General features: G+C 59.9%; 16 protein-coding genes and 1 tRNA gene. 11 read left to right on the forward strand and 6 right to left on the reverse strand.

All coding sequences use genetic code 11. The features are described 5' to 3' along the window. Positions 1-22: 22 nt before the first annotated feature. Positions 23-1,021 (forward strand): hypothetical protein, encoded by a 999-nt coding sequence (locus E4631_RS01950; protein ID WP_135318578.1) that lies wholly within the window; start codon positions 23-25, stop codon positions 1,019-1,021. 71 nt (positions 1,022-1,092) lie between these two features. On the opposite strand, the gene E4631_RS01955 is transcribed toward E4631_RS01950, so the two are convergent. Further along, positions 1,093-2,427, reverse strand: a complete 1,335-nt coding sequence (locus E4631_RS01955; protein ID WP_133658409.1) for a hypothetical protein — start codon at positions 2,425-2,427, stop codon at positions 1,093-1,095. A gap of 195 nt (positions 2,428-2,622) precedes the next feature. On the opposite strand from E4631_RS01955, the gene E4631_RS01960 reads away from it, so the two are divergent. Beyond that, the gene (locus E4631_RS01960) at positions 2,623-4,260 is read left to right on the forward strand and encodes an amidase (protein WP_133658410.1); all 1,638 of its coding nucleotides are present in this window, start codon (positions 2,623-2,625) and stop codon (positions 4,258-4,260) included. 130 nt (positions 4,261-4,390) lie between these two features. On the opposite strand, the gene E4631_RS01965 is transcribed toward E4631_RS01960, so the two are convergent. After that, complete coding sequence (locus tag E4631_RS01965) at positions 4,391-5,800, reverse strand: FAD-binding oxidoreductase (RefSeq protein WP_133658411.1); 1,410 nt, start codon at positions 5,798-5,800, stop codon at positions 4,391-4,393. Between the two features lie 76 nt (positions 5,801-5,876). Between E4631_RS01965 and E4631_RS01970 the strand changes: the two genes are divergently transcribed. The 4 genes from E4631_RS01970 (at position 5,877) to E4631_RS01985 (ending at position 13,976) form a co-directional block, all read left to right on the forward strand. Then, complete coding sequence (locus tag E4631_RS01970) at positions 5,877-6,563, forward strand: C40 family peptidase (protein WP_240734602.1); 687 nt, start codon at positions 5,877-5,879, stop codon at positions 6,561-6,563. A gap of 149 nt (positions 6,564-6,712) precedes the next feature. After that, positions 6,713-10,219 (forward strand): TonB-dependent receptor, encoded by a 3,507-nt coding sequence (locus E4631_RS01975; protein WP_166648146.1) that lies wholly within the window; start codon positions 6,713-6,715, stop codon positions 10,217-10,219. 328 nt (positions 10,220-10,547) lie between these two features. Further along, positions 10,548-13,730: a carboxypeptidase regulatory-like domain-containing protein gene (locus E4631_RS01980; RefSeq protein ID WP_133658413.1), complete on the forward strand. Its 3,183-nt coding sequence runs from the start codon at positions 10,548-10,550 to the stop codon at positions 13,728-13,730. 172 nt (positions 13,731-13,902) lie between these two features. Beyond that, a tRNA-Ala gene (locus tag E4631_RS01985) sits at positions 13,903-13,976 on the forward strand. A 107-nt stretch (positions 13,977-14,083) separates the two neighbouring features. Here E4631_RS01985 and E4631_RS01990 read toward each other — a convergent pair. Then, a complete protein-coding gene (locus tag E4631_RS01990) occupies positions 14,084-14,497 on the reverse strand; it encodes an EamA family transporter (RefSeq protein WP_133658414.1) in 414 nt (137 codons plus the stop codon). A gap of 158 nt (positions 14,498-14,655) precedes the next feature. After that, complete coding sequence (locus tag E4631_RS01995; RefSeq protein ID WP_133658415.1) at positions 14,656-15,102, reverse strand: Fur family transcriptional regulator; 447 nt, start codon at positions 15,100-15,102, stop codon at positions 14,656-14,658. Between the two features lie 131 nt (positions 15,103-15,233). Between E4631_RS01995 and E4631_RS02000 the strand changes: the two genes are divergently transcribed. Next, complete coding sequence (locus E4631_RS02000) at positions 15,234-16,880, forward strand: glycosyltransferase family 39 protein (RefSeq protein ID WP_133658416.1); 1,647 nt, start codon at positions 15,234-15,236, stop codon at positions 16,878-16,880. A gap of 146 nt (positions 16,881-17,026) precedes the next feature. After that, positions 17,027-17,917, forward strand: coding sequence for a lysylphosphatidylglycerol synthase transmembrane domain-containing protein (locus E4631_RS02005; RefSeq protein ID WP_133658417.1), 891 nt, complete (start codon positions 17,027-17,029; stop codon positions 17,915-17,917). A gap of 200 nt (positions 17,918-18,117) precedes the next feature. Here the strand turns inward: E4631_RS02005 and E4631_RS02010 are convergent, their stop codons facing one another. After that, positions 18,118-18,960 (reverse strand): carbohydrate deacetylase, encoded by an 843-nt coding sequence (locus tag E4631_RS02010; RefSeq protein ID WP_133658418.1) that lies wholly within the window; start codon positions 18,958-18,960, stop codon positions 18,118-18,120. A 103-nt stretch (positions 18,961-19,063) separates the two neighbouring features. Then, on the reverse strand, positions 19,064-20,062 hold the full coding sequence (locus E4631_RS02015) for a glycosyltransferase family 2 protein (protein WP_133658419.1): 999 nt from the start codon (positions 20,060-20,062) through the stop codon (positions 19,064-19,066). A gap of 409 nt (positions 20,063-20,471) precedes the next feature. Here E4631_RS02015 and E4631_RS02020 point away from each other — a divergent pair, with 409 nt between their 5' ends. The 3 genes from E4631_RS02020 (at position 20,472) to E4631_RS02030 (ending at position 22,196) form a co-directional block, all read left to right on the forward strand. Beyond that, the gene (locus tag E4631_RS02020) at positions 20,472-21,167 is read left to right on the forward strand and encodes a carboxypeptidase-like regulatory domain-containing protein (RefSeq protein WP_133658420.1); all 696 of its coding nucleotides are present in this window, start codon (positions 20,472-20,474) and stop codon (positions 21,165-21,167) included. Positions 21,168-21,296: 129 nt separating this feature from the next. Next, the gene (locus E4631_RS02025; protein WP_133658421.1) at positions 21,297-21,719 is read left to right on the forward strand and encodes a hypothetical protein; all 423 of its coding nucleotides are present in this window, start codon (positions 21,297-21,299) and stop codon (positions 21,717-21,719) included. A gap of 108 nt (positions 21,720-21,827) precedes the next feature. Beyond that, a complete protein-coding gene (locus tag E4631_RS02030; RefSeq protein ID WP_133658422.1) occupies positions 21,828-22,196 on the forward strand; it encodes a hypothetical protein in 369 nt (122 codons plus the stop codon). The last annotated feature ends 119 nt before the right edge of the window (positions 22,197-22,315 follow it).

Genomic DNA, 22,315 nt, shown 5'->3' on the forward strand with positions numbered 1-22,315 from the left:
CACCGTCTTTCTTCTTGCATTTATGCAAAATCATGCTTCTGCCCTAACTCGCTTTACGTGCGCGCTCGGGCTGCTGTTATGTGTGGCCGTAGGCGCGGCCGCGCAGGCCGTTCCCAACCCCGGTGAGAAAATTGAGAGCCTGGTAACTTTTGGGCCGCAAGCGCCAACTACCAGCGGCGACGATGATTTTACGCAGACTTTTTTTTTCCTAGTGCCCGCTATGGAGCGCAGGCCTATCTATATACGGGTTTTTGACCCCGATTGCGGCGGTCAGCTCGATGCCAAGGTGGGCCAGTTTAATACGAGTACCGAGTTCAGCCTCTACGGGGGGGTAGGGACGCACTCGGCCAAAGGCGCCACCGACCCGCGCCCGGCCAGCCCGGCTACCCCCCCTTCGGGCCGCCTGCTGAAGCAGCAGTCCTTCGGAGCAGAGCCGACCTACGACGGCAAATATTTCAATTTCGGCCCCCTCAATCCGCTGGAGGGGGAGCTGGTAGACCAATTTCAAGGATACGTATATAAGGTAGTAGTGCGCGGGCTGAGCGGCAACGACGGCAACCTCTACCGCTTCTTTCTCAGCAGCAGCCCCAGCCTGAACGTGCCCATTCCCGGTGGCAACGCGTTTACCTACGAGTACTGTTTCCGCATTCCGGCCGCGCCACCGTCGGGGCGGCCCGTTACGGTGCACCTCTATCCTTTTGCCAATGAGCACGTAGTGAGCATCAAGCAAAGTAATTTTGACATGGATAACTCGGCCAAGCTCACCATCTTCAGCGTTGCCAAAAATGGCCACGAAGCCCCGGTAAGCGGCGATGGCCAATGGACGAGCAGCGTGCTGCCCATTGATTCGAAAGAGTACGGCCTGTCGCTCGATTTCCGGTTGGTAAGTAAAGCCACCGTTTTCAACGACGTGGTTTTCTACGTTACCGACCAATACGATACGGCCCTACCCTTCTTTGCCGTGCCCCTTGGCGGCCCACCGCGCTACAAGTACGACATCGACATGAAAGTGCATAAGTAAGTAGTGAGCAGTGAGTAACGAACAGTGAGCAATTAACTCACTCTATCTATTTGCTCACTGTTCACTGCTCATTACTCCTCGTCTCTACCTGCGTTGCGGCGCGGGGCGGTGTCTTCGGCGTCCTGGGGCTTGTCGCCGTCGGCGGGGCGAAAGTCGTCGCGCTTGTCCTGGCCGTAATTTTGGGCCTTGTCCTGGTTGGTGAAGTTGTCGTGCTCGGGGCCGCGGGCACCAGGATTTTGGTCGTCGTATGAGCCGCCTTTGGAGCCGTAGCCCTGGCTGGTATCGCCTTCCTTAGAGCCGGCCGGGCCAAAGCCGCTGCGCGAGTCGCCGGTGTGAGGGCTGCCGGGCTGCGCTTCTTCGCTGCGCTCGTGGCCGTAGCCATAGCCAGGAGTTTGTGGGGCGTCGGGTGAGTTGACGGGTGCGGGTGCCCCCTGGCCGGCGGGCGCATCGCCGCCGGGCTGCTGGTCGTGGCTGCGGCCACCCTGGCTGCCCTGGTTGTCGTAGCCGCCGCGCGAGGAGCGCTGGTCTTCCTGCTGGTTGCGGCCGCCGGGGCCGCCAGCCACGTGATTGTCGGTGGCCTCGGCGGGCAGCCCTACCCCCGAAGTGTGGCCGTAGTCGGGCGCATAGGCCGAGTCCACCGTGGGCGAGCCGTTATCGTTCTGAAAGGCGGCCACTTCGCCCGCTTTGCCGGGTAGGTTGCGGTTGTCCTCTACGTTGCCCCGGCCGTCGGTAGCGGGCGGGCGGTTGGTCGTATTGTCATTGAAATTCATGGTCGGCGGCGCGGGCGTGTCGCGCACGGCGTGGCCCTGCTGGCTGGGGCGCTGGTCGCGGCCATCGTAAGCACGGTAGGCATTGTCTTGCAAGCCCGGTGCCGAGGCGCCCTCGCCATAATATTTCTCTTCCGTAGCCTCGGCGGCGGGGTGCTCGGCGGCCGTGTCAAACTCGCGATACTGGTTGCCAAAGCCGCCGTGGGTGCCACCCAGCGTGCCTTGCTCGCCAAACTCGCCGCGGTTGGCATCGGCGCGCTGGTTGCTGGCCCGGTCATGGTCCTGGAAGCTGCCTTCTACAGCGTTGCCAAAATTGCCGCCGTACACATTGGGCTGCTTGGAATCGGTGGGCGGGGCGGGCGCGGCTTCTACGTCGGCGGGCTTGGCTTCGCGGTTTTCCTGCTCGCCGCCGGGCTCCACCGCACCTTTGCCGGCCTCCATCTCGCTATCAAACAGCTCTTTGCTGCTGGGCGGGGGGGTAGGGGCCGGCTCGCCCGACTGCATGGCCGGCGTGGCGGGCTGCAACGAACTGTTGGCGTTGGTATTGCGGGCATCGGCGCCCATTTTGGCGGTTTCGCTGGCGGGTTGGCTGGGGTGGTTGCCGGCAATTTCGTTGGGCTGGTCGTTCAGGTTAGGCATGGGAAAAGGCTGAAGAAGGTGAGGCGTGGGGAAAGTCGGACGCTACTGCTTAGCTATACGCCCCAGCGCGCCCGGCGTTGGGCTGGCGCGGCCGGGCTCAAAAAAATGCAGGCTGCTTGCCTTGGTCCGGCCGGGGCAGGCTTACATTTGGCAACGCCATTTCTTCGCCTATTAAGTCAAATTTTACCGCGCATTATGCAACGCCGCAAATTCCTTCAGCATGGTACGCAGGCCGCCCTGGCCTCGGCCCTGCTGCCGCTCGCCGCCACCGCCGCCACCACCCCCGAAGTCCCTATCCCCGCCGTGGAGCCCAAAGCCGGGCCAACGGTAGCGCCCTTTGCTCTCAGTGAAGTAAGCATCAGCGACTTGCAGGCCCAGCTGGCCAGTGGCAAAGCCACCAGCCGCAGCCTGTGCCAGCAGTACCTGGCCCGCATCGCGGCCATCGACAAGGCCGGCCCGGCCCTGAACGCCATTATCGAGCTGAATCCCGACGCCCTCAGTATTGCCGATGGCCTCGACAAAGAGCGCAAAGCCGGCAAGCTGCGCGGCCCTATGCACGGCATTCCGGTGCTCATCAAGGATAATATTGATACCGGCGACAAGATGCAGACCACTGCCGGCGCGCTGGCAATGCAGGGGCACCACGCCGCCCAGGACGCGCACGTAGCTAAGCAATTGCGGCAAGCCGGGGCCATTATTCTGGGGAAAACTAACCTGAGCGAGTGGGCCAACTTCCGCTCGACGCACTCGGCCAGCGGCTGGAGCAGCCGCGGCGGCCAAACCCACAACCCCAACGTAATAGACCGCACGCCCAGCGGCAGCAGCGCCGGCTCGGGCTCGGCAGCCTCGGCCAGCCTGTGCGCGGCGGCGGTGGGCACCGAAACCAACGGCTCCATTGTGTCGCCGTCGTCGGTCAATGGCTTGGTGGGCCTCAAGCCCACGGTGGGCCTGGTGAGCCGCACGGGCATTATTCCCATCTCGGCCACCCAGGACACGGCCGGCCCAATGGCCCGCTGCGTGCGCGATGCGGCCCTGCTGCTGAGCGCCATGGCCGGCCCCGACCCGGCCGATGCCGTGACGGTTTCGGCCAACAACCCGGCGAAAGCCGCCGACTACACCCGCCTGCTGCGCCCCGATGCCCTGAAGGGTCAAAAATTGGGGGTAGAGAAAGGGCATCTCACCAACCAGGCCATCGGCGGCGAGCTGCTGCGCAAAGCCGTGGCCGACCTCAAGGCCCAGGGCGCCACGATAGTGGAGGTAGATGTGCGCACCGCCACCCAGCCCATCGGCGAGGCGGAGTTCGACGTGCTGCTCTACGAGTTCAAGGACGGTGTGAATAAGTACTTGGCTAACACCAAGGCCCCCATGAAAACCCTGGCCGACGTTATCGCCTTCAACAAGGCCAACGCCGCCAAGGCCATGCCTTTCTTCCAGCAGGAAATTCTGGAGCAAGCCGAAAAAACCGACGGCCTGGGCAGCGACAAGTACAAAGCATCGCTGCGCAAAGTGGTAGACATCTCCCGCGCCGCCCTCGATGCCGCGCTCAAAACCGACGGCGGCCTGGCGGGCATCGTGGCCATTACCACTGGCCCGGCGGCGTGCATCGACCTCGTAAATGGGGAGTACAACACCGGCCCCGGCTACGCCGGCGCGGCGGCGATGGCGGGCTACCCCCACCTCACGCTGCCGATGGGCTACGTGCACGGCCTGCCCATTGGTATCTCATTCGTGGGCGCGCCTTATAAGGAAGCCGAGCTGCTGGCGCTCGGCTACGCGTATGAGCAGGCGACCAAGCACCGGAAAGCGCCGGAGTTTAAAGCAGTTATCGGGTAGCTTTTCCTCGTGGGAACGTCATGCTGAACGCAGTGAAGCATCTCGCCCGCGCCATGTAGGTTACTAAACCCAACGGCGCGAGCGAGATGCTTCACTGCGTTTAGCATGACGTTCTGCTAAGCGTAACTCCCTAAAATATCTTCCCTGGGTTCAGAATTCCCTTAGGGTCAAATACTTGCTTGATGCCGCGCATGATGTTCAGGTTGGCCTCGGCCAGGGCGATGTGCATGTAGGGCTTCTGCACCAGCCCAATGCCGTGTTCGCCCGAGATAGTGCCGCCGAGCTTCACGCAGAGCTGGAAAATCTCCGAGATGGGCTGGCGCAGGCCCACGTTCCACTCCTCGTCGGTTAGCTCACCGCGGATGATGTTGACGTGCATATTGCCGTCGCCGGCGTGGCCGTAGCACACACTTTTGAAGCCGTAGCGCGCCCCGATTTCCTTCACGCCCTTGAGCAGGGTAGGGAGCTCGGCGCGCGGCACCACGGTGTCTTCTTCCTTATATACGGAGTTGTAGCGCACCGAATTGCCGATGTTGCGCCGAATTTTCCAGAGGTCGTCCTTCTGCCCGGCCGTGTCGGCCAGTAAGATTTCGCCCACGTCGTACTTCTCCAGCACTTCGTACACTTGCTCGGCTTCCTTATACAGCTCGTCGAGGTCCCGGCCGTCGAGCTCGATGAGCAGGTGGGCGGTAATATCCTCGGGCAGCGTGAGCGGAATTTTCAGGTAGTCGGACGACCAGGCGATGGCCTCGCGCTCCATAAACTCCATGCCCGACGGGATGATGCCCGCCCGGAACACCGCCGACACGGCCTCCGCCGCCTGCGCCTCCTGCCGGAAAGGCACCAGCATCAGGATGTTGTGCTGGGGGTAGGGGAGGAGCCGAAACACCGCTTTGGTAATAATGCCCAGCGTGCCCTCCGAGCCCACCATGAGCTGCGTGAGGTTGTAGCCGGTGGCGTTTTTGAGGGTGTTGGCGCCGGTCCAGATAATCTCGCCGGTGGGCAGTACTACTTGCAGGTTAAGCACATAGTCGCGGGTGGTACCGTATTTCACGGCCTTGGGGCCGCCGCTGCTCTGGCTCAGGTTGCCGCCCAAAAAGCACGAGCCCTTGCTGGCCGGGTCGGGGGGGTAGAAGAGGCCCACTTCCTTCACCGCGTTCTGAAACGCCTCCGTCACTACGCCCGGCTCCACGATGGCTTGCAGGTTGCGCTCGTCAATTTTTAGAATCTTGTTGAAGCGCTCCATGCTGAGGACCACGCCATTGTGGATGGGTAGGGCGCCGCCACTGAGGCCGGTGCCGGCTCCACGCGCCGTCACGGGCACCTGGTGCTCGTGGCAGAGCTTCATGATGGCGCTGACTTCTTCTACAGTGGCCGGCCGCAGCACCACATCGGGCGCGAAGTGGAAGTCCTCGGTGTGGTCGCGGCCGTAGGCTTCGTACTGCTGGGCCTCGGCGGTGGCGGCCGTGAGGACGTGCGCCGGAGTCACTATCTGCTCGAAAGCGGATACTAGCGCGGGGGTAAGGGCGTTGAATTGCATGAGTGAAAAAACGCGGCCAGGGGCCGCCGGGCTATATTTGCCAATAATGCAGTGTGAAAGAACGAAGGTACGGCCGATGCGGAAAGCGCTCCTAACCGCTGGCCAGCCAGCCGCCGATAAAGCTTGGCGGAGCTATTACGGGCTGATAATCGTGCTGTTGCTGCTCAGCAGCAGCTGCCAGCGCAAGCTCAACCAGCGCAACGGCCGCTACTATTCGGCTCGCGATATGGTGCGCCTCAAGCGCGGCGAGCGCGTGGCCCGCCCCAGCGGCGGCCGTAGCACGACCGTTAAAACCAAGAGCAGGGCCGCCACGCCCAGCGGCAGCACTACCACCAAAACCGTAGTGAAACGCCCCGCGCGCGTGGGCAACGCTACCGGCACACTGGCCAGCGTGATTGAGAATGCCCGCGCCTACCAGGGCACGCCCTACCTCTTTGGGGGTACTACCCGCCTGGGCATGGACTGCTCGGCGCTGCTGCAGCTCTCGTTTGCCGACGCGGGCGTGACCATTCCGCGCTCCTCGAATGAGCAGGCGGCCTGGGGCGACCCCGTGAAGCCGACCGAATTGAAGCCCGGTGATTTCCTTTTTTTTGGGGCCTCGCCCGGTTCGCAGGTCATCACGCACGTGGGCATGGTGACGGTAGTCGATAACGAGGGGGTAGAGTTCATCCACGCTTCTACTTCGCTGGGTGTCATTGAGAACAGCTTCGAGGCCGACTACTATCTCAGCCGCTTTATCCGGGCGGTGCGGCCGCGGTTGTAGAGGTAAAATGAGGAAATGATGAGGAAACATGACCTGCAAGCCGTTAGCTTTTAGGTTGTTAACATTAGCGTAACATGCGGTTTTCAGAGGTGCACGCTACCTTTGCAGACCCATCCGTCGCGCTTTTTCCTCACTTTTTCTTCTTAATTATGAAGTTATTGTACTTACGACACGCGTTCGTGCTGGTAGTACTGCTGCTGTCGGCCCACCTGGGCTGGAGCCAGGGCGCTACTACGGCCGCCATGAGCGGTACCATTACCGACAGCAAGGGGCAGCCCTTGCCCGGCGCTACCATCGTGGCGGTGCACACACCCACCAACACCACCTACGGCAACTCTACCAACGCCGACGGTCGCTTCAACATCCAAAACATGCGGGTAGGCGGCCCCTACACTATTAAGGTGTCGTTTGTGGGCTACCAGGATTTCACGCGCACGGGCGTCAACCTGACGCTGGCCGAGAACTTCCGCCTCGATGCTAAACTGGGCGAAGCCTCGACGCAGCTGACCGAAGTGACCGTGACCGGCCGCCAGAACCCGGTTATCAACGCCGACCGCACGGGGGCGGCTACCACAATTCAGCGGGCCCAGATTGAGCAGCTGCCAACTATCAACCGCTCGTTTGCCGACTACACGCGCCTTACCCCCCAGGCCAACGGCCAGGGTGGCTTCGGCAGCCGCGACGGCCGCTTCAACAACGTGACCATCGACGGCGCGCTATTCAACAACGCCTTTGGCTTGTCGGGTACCATCGGGGGGCAGGCCAACGCCCAGCCGATTTCGCTCGACGCCATCGACCAGATTCAGGTGAGCATTGCGCCCTACGATGTGCGCCAGGGCTCCTTCACCGGTGCCAACGTGAATGCCGTGACCCGCTCGGGCACCAACAAAGTATCGGCCTCGGTCTACGGCTTTTACCGCGACCAGAAATACGTAGGCAAGAAGATTGGCGACGTGAACAACCCGGTGCCCACCTTCAACCTGAAGAACTTCGGCTTTCGCATCGGCGGGCCTATTATCAAGGATAAGCTGTTCTTCTTCCTGAACGCCGAGCGCGAGCTGCGCACCGACCCGCCCGCTGGCAACTACCAGGCGGCTACCCAAGCTAACCCCGCCAACGGCCAAACGATATCGCAGGCCTCGGATGCGGACCTGACGACGCTCAGCAAGTTCCTGATGACCAACTACAACTACAACCCCGGGGCTTACCAGGGCTACTCGTTGGCGTCGAACAGTGATAAGATTACGGCCAAGCTGGACTGGAACATCAGCTCCAACCACCGCTTCAATGTCAAGTACAACTACCTCAAGTCGTACCGCGACGTGCCGCCCAGCGGCTCGGGCTCCATCAGCAACCGCTCGCAGACGATATATGGCCTGCCTTTCTACGGCTCGTACTACCGCATCAACAACAACCTCAACTCGTTCATTGCGGAGCTGAACAGCTCGTTCGGGTCGAAATATTCCAACAACCTGACTGCGGGCTACCTGGCCAACCGCGACTTCCGCCAGGCGGGCGGCGGCGGCGAAATTCCGCAGTTTCCGCTGGTAGACATCGGCAATGCTTCGGGCCTGAGCGCCATCACGACGGACTCCAAGACCGGCCTGCCGGTGTATAGCCGGGTTACGGCGCCGCAAACGCTCACCTCCTTTGGCTACGAGCCCTTCTCGGCGTTCAATATTCTGAATACCGATACGTATCAGATTGGCGACAACTTCACGGCCTTTCTGGGTCAGCACAACCTCACGATAGGTACCTACAACGAGCTGTATAAATTCACCAACGGCTTTGCGCCGCAGTACTACGGTGCGTTTGTATACAACTCGCTGCAAGACTTTTACGCCTCGGCCGCCACTGCCGATGCGCCGTATGGCTACAACTACGCCAACGGCGGCACGCCTACCCCCCGCACCGCGGCCGATGGCCTGCGCTCGGCGCAGCGCTACCAGGTGCGCTACTCGGCGCTGCCCGATGGCTCTTTCCCGTTTGCCGTAACCAACGCGGCCCAGATTGGCCTGTATGTGCAGGATGAATGGACGCCGAAAAGCAACTTTAAGCTGACCTACGGCATCCGTGGCGACTTGCCCATCATCTACTCCACTATTCAGCAGAATACGGACCTGGCCAAGCTAACATTCCGCGACGGGATTCAGATTAACACCAGCCAGACGCCCAAGCGCACGGTGCTGTTTTCGCCCCGCGTGGGCTTCAACTGGGACGTGAACAACGACCGCAAAACGCAGCTGCGCGGCGGCACGGGTATCTTCACGGGCCGCGTGCCCTACGTATACCTCTCGAACCAGGCCAGCAACAACGGCGTACAGTTTGGCTCGATTGACTTGCAAGGCAACGCCGCCCTACCCTATACCTTTAGCGGCGACGTGAACAAGTACCGCACGCAGCTGGCCGCGGGCGGCGCCAATACCTCGTACAACATCGCCGTCACCGCGCGCGACTTCAAGTTTCCGCAGGTGTGGCGCTCCAACCTGGCCGTGGACCACGAGCTGGGCGGCGGAGTAATCATGACGTTGGAAGGCCTGTATTCGAAGGATGTAAATGCGGTGTATTTCCAGAACATCAACCTGCCTGTATCGACGCAGCGTGCGGCTGGGGTGGATAACCGTCCGATTTTCTACACGGCCAATACGACTGGCGGGGTCAATGCCAACCCCTACAACCGCCTCTATGGCCAAACGACCGCTGGTGTAGCAACTACCGCTACGGCGGCCAACCCAGCCATTACCGACGCTATTCTGCTCAACAACACCAGCCAGGGCTACTCTTATAGCCTCACGGCGCAGCTGCAAAAGACCTTCAGCAATGGCCTCTACGCCATGGCCGCCTACACCTACTCCGATGCCAAGTCGGTAAACGACGGTGGCTCCATCGCGCAGTCGAGCTGGGCCGGCCGCCCCGTTTCGGGCGACCCTAACTCGGAGTCGCTTGGCTATTCGGCCTACCTGGTGTCGCACCGCGTTATCGCCTCGCTCTCGTACCGCTTCAACTACGTCGGCCACCTCGGCACTACCCTCTCGCTGTTCTACAACGGGGCACCTTATGGCCGCTACTCGTACACCTACGGCGGCGACATGAACGGCGACGGCGTATCGGGCAACGACCTGATGTACATCCCGCGCAGTGCCAGCGAAATTGCCTTGGTTGACCGGGCATTTACCAACAGCACGACCAAGGCAACGTACTTCACCTACACTGCTGCCCAGCAGGCCGTCGACCTGGAAAACTACATCCAGACCGACCCCTACTTGCGCGCGCACCGCGGCCAGTATGCTGAGCGCAACGGCGCTTCGCAGCCCTGGCAGCACCAGGTAGACGTGCGCGTGCTGCAAGACATTTTCACCAACATCGGGGAAAATCGCAATGCCTTGCAGTTCAGCATCGACATCTTCAACGTAGGCAACCTGATTAACCGCAACTGGGGTGCTGCCCAGTTCCAGTACACGGCCCAGCCGCTGGCCTTCGCGGGTTACAATGCGCAGGGTGTGCCTACGTTCAATTTTCAGTACATCAATAACCCGTCGCAGACGGCTACTGGTGCAACCACTCCGACGCTGTTGACTACCCCCTTCCGCACGGACGTAACGACCCTGGCCTCGCGCTGGCAGGCGCAGATTGGCCTGCGTTACCTGTTCAACTAAGTACTCTTGCCGGCACCCGCCGGCTTAGGCCCGCAAAAGCGGGGTAGGAAGCAATTCCTACCCCGCTTTTTTGTGCATAAAAAAACACTATTATTTCAAGATAATAGCCAAGCAAAAAGAAGCCTGTCGACCACTAGTCAATCCTGCGCAACTGGGGCATAACAAGCAGAGGTTATGCAAAATAGAAGTTTGTATTATGGATGATTGAATAATGCGCTTTTTCTAGGCTCAAATGAGGATTTGATGAGAAAGTAAGGCTTCGCTACCTGCTACCGTGTAACTTTGCAGCATATTGGCAATTGCGAGCCTTTTCACTTTTCTTCATTTTATGAGAAATTTACTTTTACGCCACTTCTCACTGCTTCTCTTGCTGCTCCTAACGGCGCAGCTGAGCTGGGGTCAGGGAGCTACTACCGCTTCCATTAACGGCTCGGTAACTGACAGCAAGGGAGAGCCCTTGCCCGGGGCCACCGTGCTGGCTATCCACACGCCAACCGGCACCCAGTACGGGGTAGGCACCAACGCCGACGGCCGCTACAACATCCAGGGCATGCGCGTAGGCGGGCCCTACACCGTTAAGGTATCGTTTGTGGGCTACCAGGATGCTACTCGCAGCAATATCTTGCTGTCTTTGAACGCGAACCTACGCCTCGACTTTCCGCTCAGTACCTCCAGCACCGAGCTGGGCAACGTGGTAGTAACCGGTCGCCCTGACCCCACTATCAACGCTGGCCGCACCGGTGCCGCTACAAACGTGAGCCGCGAGCAGATTATGGAGTTGCCCACGCTGAGCCGTAGCCTCACCGACTTCACCCGCCTTACCCCCCAGGCGGGCGGCGGCGGCAGCTCGTCGTTTGGCGGTGCTAACAACCGTTACAACAACATCACCATCGACGGCGCCGTGAACAACGACGTGTTTGGCTTGGCCGGCTCGGGTACGCCCGGCGGGCAGGCAAATACCAACCCCATCGCCCTCGACGCTATCGACCAGATTCAGGTAGTGCTCGCGCCCTACGACGTAACGCTGGGTAACTTCACCGGGGCCGGCGTAAACGCCGTGACCCGCTCGGGTACCAACGACCTGTCGGCCTCCATCTACGGGTTTGGCCGCAACCAGAACTCGATTGGCCGCAGCGTAACCGACCGCACCACGGCCGATAAATTCTACAACTACCAGACGGGTTTCCGCGTGGGCGGCGCCCTGGTGAAGGACAAAGCATTCTTCTTCATCAATGCCGAAATTGCCCGCGTTAATACGCCCCTGGCCTACCTGCCCGGCACTTCCGATTCGCGAGCCAGCCTGGATATCATCAATCGGATTAGGACGGCTTCTTTGAGGCCTACGGCCGATGGGGGCTACTATGGTGGCTATGACCCCGGCACTATTGGCAATGTAAATCGCCTCACGGAGAGCAACAAAATCTTTGCCCGCCTGGACTTCAACCTCTCGGAAAACAATACGCTGACGCTGCGCCACAACTTCGTGAAGGCGTTTGACGACAACATTACCCGCACCGGCACCAACGTGCGCTTCAGCAACAACGCCTACCGCTTTAGCAACATCACCAACAGCACGGTAGCTGAGCTCAACAGCCGCTTCGCGGGGGGCTTCTCCAACAAGCTGATTCTGACCTATACTGCCATCCGTGACTCGCGCGATGTAGTAGGCGCGGCTGGCCCGGCTTACCAGATTTCGGAAGGCGGCGTTACCTACAGCCTTGGCCAAGACCGCAGCTCGGTAGCCAACCAGCTCGACCAGGATATCGTGGAAATCACGGATAACCTGACCAAGGCCTACGGCAAGCACACCATTACCATTGGCACGCACAACGAAGGCTTCAAATTCCGTAACCTGTTCCTCAACAACGGGGCTGGCTACTACACGTTCTCGTCGATTGGCAACTTTGAGACCGGCAAGGCTAGCCAGGTGCAGGCCAGCTACCCCATTGTTAATGGCGGGGAGGCTAAGTTCAAAGCTGCGCAGCTGGGCTTCTACGCGCAGGATGAGTACACGCCCATCGAAAACCTGCGCCTGACCTTGGGCATGCGCATCGACGTACCCGTGTTCTTCGACAAGCCGGGTAACAACGAGGGCGTAGCCACGCAGTTTGGCCAGCAGTACCACACCAGCAACACCCCCAACGGCCAGGTGCTGTACTCGCCCCGCCTGGGCTTCAACTGGGACGTGAACAACGACAGCAAAGTGCAGCTGCGCGGTGGTACGGGTATCTTCTCAGGCCGTGTGCCTTTCGTGTGGATTTCGAACAGCTACACCAACAGCGGCCTCATTCAGGGCTCGGTAAGCCAGAACTCTACCGGTTCGGGTGCTTCGACAGTATATCTGCCCAACATCTACACGAACATCAACGATATCGCTACCAAGTTTAACCCGGTAGCAACCAGCCAGATTAACCTGGTAAGCGACAACTTCAGGCTGCCCCAGGTGTGGCGCTCGAACCTGGCCGTAGACTTCCGCCTACCCGGCGACGTAGTGGCCACGGTAGAAGGTATCTACTCCAAGACCGTCAACGACATTTACTACCAGGACCTGAACCTGACGGCCCCGGTAGGCCGCCTGGCCGGCCCCGACCAGCGCCCCGTCTACGCAGCTACCACGGCCCTGCGCCGCGTTAACCAGAGCTATACCAACGTATACCTGCTCAACAACACCAACAAGGGCTACCGCTACAACGCTACTTTCCAGTTGCAAAAGCGCTTTGTGGGTGGCCTGAACACCATGGCAGCCTATACCTACGGTGTGTCGAAGGAAATCAACAGCGGCAGCAGCAGCACGGCCTCGTCGAACTTCGCCTTCAACCAGGTAGCGTATGACCCGAACAACCCGGAGCTGGGCTACTCGCGCAACGACCAGCGTCACCGCATTATCGCTAGCACGGGCTACACCTTCCGCTACGCGAACGACCATCTGGCTACTACCATCAGCCTGTTCTACGAAGGCTTGTCGGGCCAGCCGCTGACGTACATCTACGGCCAGAGCACTGACCTGAACCGCGACGGTAACAACGGCAACGACCTGCTCTACGTACCGACCGACGTGCGCGACGTGAACCAGATTCGCTTGGTAGCTACCGAAGGCCGCGACCTAGCTACGGTGCAGACGCAGCTCGAAAACTTCATCAACAACGACCCGTATCTGAGCAGCCACCGCGGCCAGGTAGTGGAGCGCTTTGGCGCTCGCCTGCCCTGGACGCACGAAATTGACCTGCGCGTAGCCCAGGACATTGCCTTCATGGGCGGCAGCAAGCGCAACGCGCTGCAGATAACGTTTGACATCTTCAACGTTGGCAACCTGCTCAACAACAACTGGGGCCGTCAGTACGTGGTGTCGAACAACGCCGTGGAGCTACTGAAAGTAGAATCAACGAACGTAAACGCCCAGCCGACCTTCTCCTTGCCTTCAGCTTATGGCAACAACGGCCTGGCCTATGACTTCGCCGCGTTTGGCTCGCGCTGGCAGGGGCAGCTGGGCGTACGCTACAGCTTCAACTAGTAATTGCCACCTGGCATAAGCCAAAAAGAGCGGGGAAATTTCCCCGCTCTTTTTTTTGCGCCTGATTTCGCGGCAGTTGCGAAGAATGTTGGCCCGAATGCTTGCGTAAGCCAACTGTTGCCGTACTTTTGCACAACCAAAACGCAAATGGCGGGTTGGTAGCCACTAAAACGGGGGATTAGCTCAGCTGGCTAGAGCGCTTGCATGGCATGCAAGAGGTCATCGGTTCGACTCCGATATTCTCCACTCCCGTTTATATAAAAAGCGTCCGTAGGCCTTAGCTTGCGGACGCTTTTTGCTTTTGGGAGGGGTAGGGGCTACCAACACCAGCTTGTTTCCCTACCCCCTGCTTTTTAGAAAATGAGCACCAGCGTGCCGCCAATAATGAGTGCCGCGCCCAGCGCCACTTTCAGGGTGAGCGTTTCGCCCAGAAACATGACCGAGAGCAGAATAGCTAGCGCCACGCTCAGCTTATCGACCGGGGCCACCTGCGATACTTTGCCCAGCTGCAGGGCCCGGAAGTAGCACAGCCACGACAGCCCCGTGGCCACGCCCGACAGCACCAGAAACAGCCAGGTGCGCGGCTGCAGGGTGAAGATATCGGCCGGGTTATCACGAAAGAACACGATACCCCAGGCCACCACCAGGATAACCACCGTGCGGATAGCCGTCGCCAAATCGGAGCTTACGCCCTTAATGCCCACCTTGGCCAGCACCGCCGTGAGCGCCGCAAACACGGCCGAAAGCAGGGCGTAGGTCCACCACATTTTAGTTAGCAATTAGCAGTGAACAATGAGTAATGCGTTTGTCATTGCGAGCCTGCGAGGCAATCGCACCTAAACGACACCCGAACGATTTCGTACTGATGCGATTGCTTCGCAGGCTCGCAATGACAAACAATTTTCTGTTGAAAACCTGAAGTAGCCTACGCCTGGCAGAACTGGCAGGTGCCGGAGAGCAGAAAATCGCGGCGCTGGGCCTGGAAGCCGCCGGGCAGCTGCACGGCCGGAATGGCTACCTGGCTCAGGCAGTAGGTGTGGCTGCACACGCCGCACTTGAAGTGCACGTGGTTGTCGAAGTGGGCCTCGGCCGAGCACTCGATGGAGCAGGCGGCGTAGCGCAGCACGTCGGTATCGTCGATAACGCGGTGGATGAGGCCCTGCTGCTCGAAGCTTTTGAGGGTGCGGTAGAGTGTGATGCGGTCGGTATCGGTGCCGATTTCCTGCTCAATCTCGGCCCCGGTGAGGGCGTAGCCTTTGCCGGTGAGGGCGGCCAGTACGGCCCGGCGCACGGGCGTCTGGCGCAGGCCGTGGCGCAGCAGTGTCTGGGTGAGGCGGTCGGGGGGGGTAGGGAGCGTGGAAGACGACGACATGGGCCAAACTTACGAAATGATGAGAAGCTGCCGGGCGGCGGGGCGGCTTGCTTCGGGGGCGTACCTTTGCGGAGTAGCTGCCTGCGGCCAGGTTCTTGCGGGCGGCTACTCCCGAACAACTAACCAAACTTGTGGTAGAATCGTTAGCCCGCCGGGTAATTACTGCCCTTAGCCAGCGTCCGTGGTGGGTGGCGGCGTTTACGCTGGCGCTGGCGCTGCCGGCGCTGCTGCTGCACCTGGGCTGGCAGCCGCTGTTGGTCGATGAGCCCATTCGGGCCTTGGTGGCGCTGGAGATGCACTACTCGGGCCACTTTTTCTCGCCCACGCTCCAGGGCTTTCCCTATTATAATAAGCCGCCGCTGTTCAACTGGCTGCTAGTGGCGCTGTTTCGGCTCACGGGGCGGCAGGATGAGTTTATTCTGCGCCTGCCCACCATTGCGGCGCTGCTGCTCTACACCAGCGCCATTTGGCGGGTGCTGCGCCCGCAATTGGGTTCGCGGCTGGCGTTTACGGTGGCGCTGGCGTTTGCCACCACCGGGCGAGTACTGTTCTACGATTCCTTTCTGGGGCTGATTGACCTCTGGCACGCGGCCCTCACGTGGCTGGGCTTCATGGCCGTGTGGTACCTGGGCCAGCGCGGGCAGTGGACGCGGCTCTTCGTGCTCACCTACGCGCTCACGGCGGTGGGTTTTTTGCTGAAAGGGCTGCCGTCGATGGTATTTCAGGGCATTGCGCTGCTCGTATATTGCCTCGATACCCGGCAGTGGCGGCGCCTGTTTAGCTGGCAGCACGTGCTGGGGGTAGGGGTGATGCTGGCCATTCTGGGGGCGTATTTCCTGCTCTATAGCCGCCACAACTCGCTCGAAGTAGCCTTGGAAACACTGTGGTCGCAGTCGAGCCAGCGCACGGTAGCGGCCCAGCCGCTGGCCGATTCTATCCAGTACGTGCTGCTGTTTCCGTTCGATTTTATCAAGCACTTTCTGCCCTGGACGCTGCTGGTGGCCTGCCTGCTGGTGCCGGGCGCGCGCCGTTGGGTGCTGGGGCAGCCGTTTCTGCGCTACAACGCGCTGCTGTTTCTGGCCATTTTGCCGGTGTATTGGCTGTCGCCGGCCACCATTCCGCGCTACCTGTTTATGCTGGTGCCGCTGGGCCTCACGGTAGTTATTCCGCTCTACGTGCAGCAGCGCGCGGCCGGGCGCACGCTGGTGGGCTGGCTCGATGCCGCGCTGCTAGCGCTGCTGCTCATCAGCACCGCCGCGCTGCTGGGGCCGCCCGTGTTGCGGGCCGCCGAGGGGGTAGGGCTGGTATCGGCGGCGCAGACGGCGTTTTTGCGTGGCGTGCCCGCCTCGTGGCCGCTGAGTCTGGCGCTGTTTGCGGTGCTGGCATTGGGCACGTATTTGTTCTGGAAGCTGGCCGACTACCGCCTGCTGGTGCTGGGCTACTACCTGCTGGTGCTGCGGCTGGCATTCGACGTGTTCATCTTCCCGGCGCGCATGCAGACCTCACCCGAAGTACCCTACCGCACCGCTGCCGAGCGCATTGGCCGCGAAACCAAGGGCAAGCCGCTGCTGCTGCTGCCCGGCACCCCGCTCGACAACGTAGAGGCTTTCTACATCGCCCGCGGCCGCGGCCAAACCCTGCGCACCGCCACCCACGCGCTCCACCCCGACACGCTGTACCTCGGCGACGAGTACTGGCTCAGCGGCCTGCGCTACCGCACCCTCGACACGATGCAGGTAGACCGCAACATCCACTTCCGGCTAATACAGGTTTTATAGGGCTTACGCAAATCATCTGTCATTGCGAGCGCAGCGCGGCAATCGCACCAGAACGATGGATGAACGACTGGCGTGGATGTCGTTCTGGTGCGATTGCTTCGCGCTGCTCGCAATGACAAATAATTCTAAATTCTAAATTAAACCCCATGCCTACCCCCCCCTGGCGGCGCTACGCGGCCTTGCTGCTCAAGCTAGCCTTCATGGCCGGGGCGCTATGGCTGGTGGCGCGCCACCTCGACCTGCCGGCTCTGGGCCGCACCCTGCGGCAGGCGCGGCCGGGCTGGCTGGCGCTGGCCGCGGCGCTGTTCACGTTCTCCAAGCTGATTTCGTCGGTGCGGCTGAATACGTTCTTTCGTGCTGTCGATATCCAGCTCACTGAGCGCTACAACCTGCGCCTGTACTGGCTGGGCATGTTCTACAACCTGTTTTTGCCCGGCGGCATCGGCGGCGACGGCTACAAGGTGTACCTGCTGGGCAGGGAGTTTCCGGGGCGGCGGGGCCTCATTTTTCGGGCGCTGCTGCTCGACCGGCTCAGTGGTATGGTGGCCCTGTTGGTGCTGCTGCTGGTGCTGCTGGCCGTAGTGCCCGCCGCCGAGCTGCGCCCGGCTGGCGTGCTGGCCCTACCCCCCTGGTGGCGGGCGGTGCCGCTGGGCCTGGTGCCGCTGGGCCTGGGCCTGAGCTACGCGCTGGGCCGGCAACTATTTGGCGAGTTTCGGCGGGCGTTTGGGCGCACTTCTTGGGAGGCGCTGGGCGTGCAGGGCGCGCAGGTGCTGTGCGCCTGGGCGCTGCTGGCGGCGCTGGGCGCGGCCAACGGGCCGGTGCTGCCCTACTTACTGGTGTTTCTGGCGTCGAGCATGGCGGCGGTGCTGCCGCTCACGGTGGGTGGCCTGGGCGCCCGCGAATTGACGTTTTTGTACGGCGCGCAACTCTTCGCGCTAAGCACGCCGGTGGCGGTGAGCGTGAGCGTGCTCTTCTACGTCATTACGGCGCTGGTGTCGCTGGTGGGCGCGCTGGTAAAGGTGGAGCGAATAAACTAACGCCAGCCTGTTACTCGGCTGGGCAGGCTGGTAATAAGCATTTCCTTCCCCTGCTCGGTGTAAGGACGGATGCTGCTGACTAGCACGACTAAAAACAGGCTTATTAGAAGGTAAGTAACTGATGTTACGCAGGCGGGTCGCCCTCCGTAACATCAGTAGGTAATGATTTTGGTTGATATGGCGGCAAGCTAAAGCTTACCCTACACGGCTGCGTAGCTCACCAGCTCGCCGCCCAGCTCCCGCAGCAGCTCGTGCGCCTCGCCGCCTCGCCAGAATTCATATTCCGGCACGCGCATCAGCGGCGAGCTGGGGCGCTCGCTCAGGCCGGGGTGACTCATAAACTCCACTACGTCGGCCCGCCGGAACGCGGCCCCTACCCCCCGCCGAAAGCCCGACGCGCTCGCCGGCTCGGTCGAAAACGTGCTCACCAGCGCGCCCGGCGTGGCCAGGCTGCGCAGGGCATGGCGGCTGCTGAGGGCAAAAGCTTGTAGCACCAGCCCGCGGCTATCGAGCCGGCCCGCCGCCGTGAGGCGGCGCACCCGGCGCACGCCCAGTTCGCGCAAAATGCCCAGCAGCGCCGGGCCCAGCACCGGGTATTGGTGCAGGTGCTGGTGGCTGTCGGCGTGCGAGGGGGGTAGGCCAGCGGCCGCCAGGCGACGCAGCTGGGTAGCGATTTCGGTTTTCAAGTCCTCGCGCCGCACCTGGCCGCGCAGGTAGCGCTGCCACAGCTGGCTGGACTTATAAAACTGTCCGTCTTTGTCCACCAATGAGGGTACGGCCGTGGCGGCGCTCAGCGGCTGGCCGGCGTTTAGCGTGAGGTGCAGGCCTACGGAGAGGGTAGGGGAGGCCAGCTTTTGCAGGGCGCGCAGGTCGGCGTCGCTAGCGAAGTTGGCCATCACGGTGGTGCTGCTCACCTGCCCGGCCGCGCCCAGCTCCAGAATGGCCTGGGTAGCGGGCGCATCCCAGCCAAAATCGTCGCAGTTGATGATTAGTCGCTTTGGCGTGCTGGAAGGGGGGTAGGGCAAAGCAGAGAAGTTTGTCATTGCGAGGAGGAACGACGAAGCAATCTTTCCTTGGGGTTGCCAACGATAAGGAATGATTACTTCGTCGTTCCTCCTCGCAATGACAAACTAGTAATACGGTTTTTTACGCCACTGTGCCCGACGTAGCCAAATGCCGCACTACATACGGTTTGCGCGAGCGCCGCGAGTAGTAGTTATACATCCCGATTTCGGCCAGTACGCCGAAGCAGAGCAAGAAAATGCCCGCCATTATCAGGAACAGGCTAAAGATGAATTCGAGGGGATAGCGGGCTTCGATATTGAGCCCGAAGAAGATGGAGCGCACCAAAAATTGCCCCGCCAGCGCGCCGCCCACCAGCAGGCTCAGCAGCCCCGACAGGCCAAATAACCGGAACGGCTTGCGCGAGTGTACGATGAAAAAGCGCAGGATAAACAAGTCCAGAATAACGTAGAAAAGCTTGCTAATCTTATAGTTGCTCTGGCCAAACTGCCGCTCGTGAATATCAATTGGAAACTCGCAGTAGCGTAGATTCTTGCGGGCCACCAGCGCCCCCAGAAAGCGGTGCGCATCGCCGAGCATCTCCACATTCTTCACCAAGTAGCTGCGATACGCCTTGTAAGTAGCCCCGAAGTAGCGCAGCTGCACCCCCGACAAGCGCCGGATGATGCCGTGCGCCGTGGTGGCCAGCGCCGTGGCAATGGGCCCCTCGGGGCGCTTGGCCTTGGCGCCGCCCACCATGTCGTAGCCCTCATTGATGAGGCTGATAAACTGCGGAATGTAGGCCGGGTCGTGCTGCAAGTCGCCGTCCATGGCAATGATGACCTCGCCGCGGGCCTGGGCAAAGCCGGCGCGCAGGCTCAGCGTCTGGCCATAGTTGCCGGCCAGGTCGATGGCCACCAGGTGGCGGTCGTGGGCGGCCAGCTCGCGCATCATCTGCCAGCTGCGGTCGGTGCTGCCGTCGTTCACCAGTATCAGCTCGTAGTCGTAGCCGTGCTGCTGCATCACGGCGGCTACCCGGCTCACGAGCTGGGCCACGGTATCGACCTCGTTATATAAAGGAGCAACCACCGAAATGAGGCCGGCGAAGGCGGTGTTGCTGGTAGGGGTGGCAAGCGGGGGCATGGGCAGAAGTTGAAACCACAAAGGTACTGGCCTGCCTCAGACCAATCCCACGGGTAGCTAATCACAGGATGGTAAGGCAATGAAGAAAGTTTAATGTTAGATTAGTTATAATTTTTGTGAAAATATTGATGAGCGTTTTTAAGGGATAAATTCAAATTTATACTTAATGAGAATTTATTTTAGCTCTTAAAAGAGCATTCACCAGATAGCGTAGGGTGCATCTCAGCGCGGTGTTTATTCCTTTCGTCAAAAAAAACAAAACGTGCTCTTGGTTTGATTATACATTCGTGAACGATTCAGTAAGAAGAATAATACTACTCACATTATTTATAAGAGACCACCGGCTGGCTCACACACGCTCTTCTTTTTAGCTTCTCCTTCCCCTTTACTTATTTCTCAATTTTTCTGTATGGCATTAAATGCTCACCCCTTTCACCCCACTACCGGCGACCTGCTTCCCGGTTATCGCGATGCCTATTTGCGCGGGGATTTATCTACCAAGAATACCGACTTGGTAGACGCTTACCTGAAAGCCAACCCGGCGAAGGGCAACGAAACCTTCGCACGTTTTCACACCTTGCAGCAGAAGGGCCACACGGTGCGCCCCGTAGGCTGGGTACAGCAGCAGTTCCAGCTGATTCGCACGGAGCCCGCTCGTTTTCGCCAGCGCGCAGGTTCGTTGCTGCTGGTAGGAGCGCTGCTGAGCGGCGGCGCTTTTGCAGCCAGCCACTCCACGGTCAAAGGCGAGGGCGTGGCCATTGCAACCGTGCCTTCCACTATGGAGGAGTCGGCGGCTGCCGCAGCGCCGGCAGAAGTTATGGCGGTTAACCGGATGACCACGGTAAACGGTCGGATTCTGGACGAAAACGGCCGGCCGCTGGTAGGTGCTACTGTACTCGACAAAAGCAACGGGCGCGGGGTAAGCACCGATGCCCAGGGCAAATTCTCGCTCGCTGTGCCCGTTGACCAAGCGCACAAACTACAATTTGGCTACGGCGGCTATGGCGAGGAAGAAATTCAAATAAAAGGTCGTAGCATTCAGAATATCACGTTGTTGCCTCGTACTGATGTGAAGAAAAAGCACCATTGGTGGCCATTTAATTAGCTTAACCCACTAACAAATTGTGCTATTCTTATGGGGAGTAATAACCACTTTGCGCACCGAATCCCGACTGGCTACATTCTTGTAGTGAGTACTCTAAAATAGTAGTTGCGGATTCCTCGCTCTTCCCACATGAATTTTCCTTTTTTTAACCGGCTCCAGCTCAAAAAAATAGTGGTGCCCACTGCTAGTGAGTCGGGCCGCCGGGCCGAAAAAATGCTGGTAGATATTGTACAGGAGCTACCCGAATTGTTGTTAGGCTACATAGTTGATACGCAGTCGGGTAGCATCTTATCTTTCTATACCGTTAGCAATTCTTACAACCCCAACCAGCTCAGCCTGCGCAATACCAAGCTCCTGCGCACCATGCAGGAGGCGCTCGCCAATAAAGCCTGGGTTGGGGGACCACTCACCGACGTTTCGATTATCCTGGAAGACCAGATTCACCACCTGCGGCCTCTCAACGAGCTAGGGTGGTACTGCTTCGCCGCTGCTCGACTAGCCGATTCTAATATGGGCATGGTAAAAGAAGTGGTGCGCCGCTGTACCTCCTGACTGTTTCACAAAACACTTAATGATTTGACGCAAAGTAAGTTATAAAATAAAAAAGCCGCTTACCCATTCATTTCCCCCACATTTTTTATTACCTCCCTACCCCCTAACATGTCAGTTGTAACCCCCAAACAAACCATTCAGGGCATCCTGGCCGACCTGCCTACCCTGCTTGCCGTAGCCGTAGTAGAAACCGAAACCGGTATGCCCCTAGCTTCGCACACCAACATCTCGGATTTTGATATCGAAACCGCTGCTGCTTATAACACGGAAGTGATTAAGGCCAAGCTCAAGGCTGTGCAAGCCCTGAAGCTGAACCAGACCGTGCAGGATATCCTGCTGACGCTAACTGACCAGCTGCACCTGCTGAAGCTGTCGGCCGATGGTGGAAAGTTTATCTACCTGGCTGTTAACTCGAAAGATACTAACCTGGCTCAGGCTCGTCAAATTATGAAAGCTCACTCTGCCTCGCTCAACTAAGCTGAGCCTAACGTAGCGTTGCTGAAAAGCCCACCAGTTCCTGCTGGTGGGCTTTTCGTTTGGTAATAGCCTGACGGTAAAAGCCGAATACCGGACAGTCCAGCTTTTACTGAATGATT

It is taken from the genome of Hymenobacter sp. UV11, from assembly GCF_004684095.1.
Taxonomy (GTDB): domain Bacteria; phylum Bacteroidota; class Bacteroidia; order Cytophagales; family Hymenobacteraceae; genus Hymenobacter.